The organism is Nonomuraea sp. NPDC049607 (genome assembly GCF_040675375.1).
Lineage (GTDB): Bacteria > Actinomycetota > Actinomycetes > Streptosporangiales > Streptosporangiaceae > Nonomuraea.
The window spans coordinates 1-1,198 of the sequence record NZ_JBFAOV010000109.1; the positions used below are offsets into that span (position 1 = coordinate 1).

Below are 1,198 nucleotides of genomic sequence, written 5' to 3' on the forward strand. Positions count from 1 at the left end.
AATCCCAAGCGGTACGACCTGGCCAAGGTGGGCCGCTACAAGATCAACAAGAAGCTCGGGGTCGACTCCGAGATCACGCAGGGCACGCTGACCGAGGACGACGTCGTCTCGATGATCGAGTACCTGGTGCGGCTGCACGCGGGCGAGCCGTCCATGGGCGGGGTCGTCGTGGAGCTCGACGACATCGACCACTTCGGCAACCGGCGCATCCGCAGCGTCGGCGAGCTCGTCCAGAACCAGGTCCGGCTGGGCCTGGCCCGCATGGAGCGCGTCGTGCGCGAGCGGATGACCACCCAGGACGTCGAGGCGATCACGCCGCAGACCCTGATCAACATCCGCCCGGTGGTGGCGTCGATGAAGGAGTTCTTCGGCACCTCGCAGCTGTCGCAGTTCATGGACCAGATCAACCCGCTGGCCGGCCTGACGCACAAACGCCGCCTGAACGCCCTGGGCCCCGGCGGTCTGTCCCGGGAGCGGGCCGGCATGGAGGTCCGTGACGTGCACCCGTCCCACTACGGCCGGATGTGCCCGATCGAGACCCCCGAGGGCCCGAACATCGGCCTGATCGGCTACCTCGCCTGCTACGGCCGCCTCAACGCCTTCGGCTTCATCGAGACGCCCTACCGCAAGGTCGTCGAGGGCCGGGTCACCGACCGCGTCGACTACCTGACCGCCGACGAGGAGGACCGGTTCGTGGTCGCCCAGGCGAACTCGTCCCTGGGCGAGGACGGCGAGCTGGTGGACCCCCGCGTCCTGGTCCGCACCAGGGGCGGCGAGACCGAGTACGTGGCCTCCCGCGAGGTCGACTACATCGACGTGTCGCCGCGCCAGATGGTGTCGGTGGCCACCGCGATGATCCCGTTCCTGGAGCACGACGACGCCAACCGGGCCCTGATGGGCGCGAACATGCAGCGCCAGTCGGTGCCGCTGATCCGGAGCGAGGCGCCGCTGGTCGGCACCGGCATGGAGTACCGTGCCGCGACCGACGCCGGCGACGTCATCGGCGCCGAGAAGGCCGGGGTGGTCGAGGAGGTCTCCGCCGACCTCATCACGGTCATGAACGACGACGGCACGCGTACCACCTATCGGGTCGCCAAGTTCAGGCGCTCCAACCAGGGCACCTCCTTCAACCAGAAGCCCATCGTCGCCGAGGGCGACCGGGTCGAGGTCAACCAGGTCATCGCCGACGGCCCCTGCA

1 pseudogene is annotated in these 1,198 nt (G+C 68.9%); it reads left to right on the top strand.

Annotated features, from left to right (window positions below):
• Window positions 1–1,198 (top strand): annotated as a pseudogene (locus AB0J97_RS51625) (DNA-directed RNA polymerase subunit beta); the annotation flags it as partial.